We start from the raw sequence: 3,072 nt of genomic DNA, 5'->3' as shown, positions 1-3,072 counted from the left end.
TCTCAGGCCGGTCTATAGCTTACGCCCCTGTCTAAAAAATGGGGTCCACCTCTGAATAAGGTGGTCGGGCATCGGCCATAACGTGTGGCGACCCGTAGAAAGACTGCAAGAGAGTCGAACATGATTCAAATTTTTTTTAAATATTGTATTTATAATTGTCATGTACGAAATTTTTTTTGCACGATTTTCTTCACGGGATGCTGGCCCCCTATCCATTCGCAGATAGGGGAATGTTTATGAGGCCAGTGGCCCTACTTATATGTCTCACTGTTATGAATAGGCTCAGCGAGTACACATCTCCCGCGGCAACCGTATGAAGTTTCGTGCTCACACTACCTTTTGTCAGTCCAATCAGGCGGACTAGCTTCCCTTTTTTCAGCAGTAGGTTCCAAGCCGTAAGGCGTGTCTCAAAGTGGGGCGCATCAGTCATAACGATCCGAGCCTTGGCCTCCGCAACGGGTTATTAACTCATCATTAGCATGAAAATGCCTTTATCACCTCAATGCTTCCAGCGGTTGTAGAGGTTTTGTGCGGGCCGCTTTCCCGGGTCGTATCATGCCAGCTCAAGCCGTTGCGGTTTACAAATATGATGTCGCCAAGCACGCGTTGGTTATCAACGCGAAATTTGTCAAAGTGCTTAGGAAAAGAAACCCCATCACGCTCCATATGTCCTTCCGCCTGATAAAACAGGTGGCATGTTTTTAGTCTCTTCATTAAGGGCGAAACAAAAATTCATGCAACATCAAACAGGCTTGAGGCAAAGGAGATGTCCTGCTGATGCTGCAATTTACTCCGGTCCGAACATCCGGTGCGTCGACGTGTCGTAAAGCATCAAGTGGAAATGTCAGCACGCTTTTGACCGACGTAGTGACATTCATTTTGTTCCAGATAAAGCCTACGCACAGATTCAAAATGTGCAGAAAATCACTACTGCTATGTTAAAACAATATGCAGCCTCGGCATGCATGATCGCCGAAAAACGAATATGTTGTGACCATGCATTTTTGCCTCGTCGAGGCTTTCAGCGAATCACCAGAGATCAGTAGTGCAGGCGAGGCACCGTCTCTTTTGAGTTTTTGGCGTTAAAAAACGTTACTTTTCTGTCACAAAGTCACGTTAAAAATGATGCCGTAAAGTTCCTGCAAACAGGCAATTTTCGGATGTATATTTCAAATATATGACGATCTTTCTTATGCAGTTTATTAAAACAAAATATCACCCAGATGAATTAGGGTTCATGTAAAAACTAACCTTTGTTACACGCGCTCGATCGTTATAGTTTTGTAAAAATATGTTCGATCTGAGTCTAGGGGTGGATAAATCGTCAAAACATTCCTGAAATAGATTCGTGGATTGTTGAATTCGTTAATGGCGCCTGTTCGGGGAAGCAAAGACTTGAGAAAAACAGATTCATATAAATTCATATACAATCATAGTTCTCATTTGTATTTGTTTACGATATTGGGATTCTTATCCTACCCCACTGATGCTATCGCGGCATGTGACGGCACTACCGGGAACGTAAATTGCTCCGGCACGATCACAAGTCGAATTGGTTCAGGGAGTAACGATTCTATCACCACACTGAACATTCTGGAGGGTGCTCTCGTCAATACGCAGGGCGTCTCGATCAGTATGGGATCAGGAACTGCCTCTACTCAAAACGTTCTCAACGTGAACGGTACCGTACAAAATGCAGGAAACGGTGGTGGTCCGTATAATACCGGACCAAATGTTGTCGAATTTAATAGCTATACGACCGTCAATATTGGCACAACTGGAAGAGTTGTCCAAACGGGTGGCGCAAGCAATGGTGAGGCCTTCAACCCCATCGGTGGTGGAAACATCATCAATAACTATGGTCTGATCAGCACAGCTACTTCCGCCGCTATATGGTTTGAAGGCACAAACAGAACGACGTCTGGTCTTGGTAATGTGATAAACAATTACGGAACCATAACGGCGGGTTCCTCGGGTAATGGATCGATTGTTGGAAACTCCAGTACAGGATCTATCACGTTTATCAATCAAAGCGGATCTACGATAAACGGCAATATCTCGTTGGGTTCTTCAGGGTCCCTGCGCAACGTCGTGAGCCTTTATAACGGATCTAACGTAAATGGTAACATATCGGGTGGTGGAAACGCCGCTACCCTGAACTTGCTGGGAGATAGCGGCAGCGATACCCTCTCTGGCACAGTGACCGGCTTTGGTAGTCTGAACAAAGGGGGTCAGGGGGTTTGGACCGTAGGTAGCCCTTCCCCTTTGTCGAATTTGAGCTCCAATCTAAGCATGAACGTCAACGGCGGTACGTTGATTTTGGCGGGTAATGAGACGTCCAGTCGTACTAAGGCAGCGATAAATAGTGGAGGTACACTGCAACTTGGTAACGGTGGGACTGCCGGCTGGATTGATAGTGTTCTTTCTAACAATGGAACTCTTTCGTTCAACAGATCAGACTCAAACACGTTTTCAGGCATAATATCTGGATCTGGAAGTATCAGCCAAATTGGGTCTGGTACGACCATTTTGTCCGGAGATAATACATTTACCGGTCGGACATTGATATCTTCCGGAACATTGCAACTTGGAGGGGGTGACAATACTGGCAGCATAAACAATAGTTCCGGTATAACAAACAATGGAAAACTGAATATAGTTCACCCAAATTCCATAACTATAGGTCAGATAATTGATGGGACTGGTTGGATCGAGCAGGCTGGGGTAGGCTATACGACGTTCTCTGGCAATAATACTTATACAGGCATGACGCGCATCAGTCAGGGCACATTGGCCTTGAGTGGTGACGGTTCAATTTCGGCCTCGTCTGGTGTGCACAACAATAGTGTTTTCGACGTCTCAGGCACAACCTCAACTACGCCGTCCATCCAGGCGCTGGACGGAAGCGGCTCAACGGTGCTCGGAAACAACACGCTTGTGCTGACCAATGCCAATAACGGTTTTGGCAATGTTTATTCCGGTGTGATGTCTGGTGCGGGCGGTCTGACGATCAATGGCGGCATGCAGACGTTGACCGGTAACAACACCTATACGGGTGACACGACTGTTGCA

At 46.3% G+C, this 3,072-nt stretch carries 1 protein-coding gene; it reads left to right on the top strand.

Translation table 11 applies throughout. From position 1 onward, the window contains the following. Positions 1–1,395: 1,395 nt before the first annotated feature. The coding region (locus AA105894_RS09350) for a beta strand repeat-containing protein (protein ID WP_267311488.1) at positions 1,396–3,072 on the top strand (1,677 nt) is incomplete at its 3' end.

Source organism: Asaia spathodeae NBRC 105894 (assembly GCF_025994195.1).
GTDB classification, from domain to species: domain Bacteria; phylum Pseudomonadota; class Alphaproteobacteria; order Acetobacterales; family Acetobacteraceae; genus Asaia; species Asaia siamensis.
Note: the sequence above shows the minus strand (reverse complement) of the source record. Positions and strands in the feature narration are given on the sequence as shown.